General features: G+C 41.6%; 1 protein-coding gene. It reads right to left on the bottom strand.

Annotation, left to right across the window (positions count from 1 at the left end):
* Positions 1 to 519 (bottom strand): ABC transporter permease (locus AC1DPZ_RS28800; RefSeq protein ID WP_477409986.1); only part of this gene is annotated, 519 nt, incomplete at both ends.

Consider the following 519-nt stretch of genomic DNA (forward strand, 5'->3'; position numbering starts at 1 on the left):
GCCATTTATTCATACAATAATAACCGATAGGCATCGCGATAACTGTTGCTAATAGTACCGGCTTTAGCAGATCTTTTGAGATCAATATCAAAATGCTTTGTACCGATGAGCCCAATACTTTACGTACGCCAATTTCTTTGGTGCGCTTAGCAGCTGTAAACGATGCTAAACCAAACAAACCAAGGCAGGCGATGAAAATGGCCAGGCCCGAGAAAATAGTAAGCATGGTTTGCTGCCTGATGTCAGTTTTATAGGTGGTGTCAAATTTCTGATCCAGGAAAGCATACTCAAACGGGTAAACCGAAGCTACCTTACTATATATGTCTTTAACAGCTGCCACAGATGCGGGAATATTGCCCGCCTTTAATTTGATAACGACCACCCTCCTGTCTTCGCTTGGAGAGATCACCAGGGCATCCATGTTTTCTTTAAGGGAAAGAAAATTAAAATCTTCTACAACGCCAATAACAGTGCGCCGTTTATCATCACGCACTTTATTTTTTATCCATTTGCCAATAG

It is taken from the genome of Mucilaginibacter sp. P4_G9, assembly GCF_056400985.1.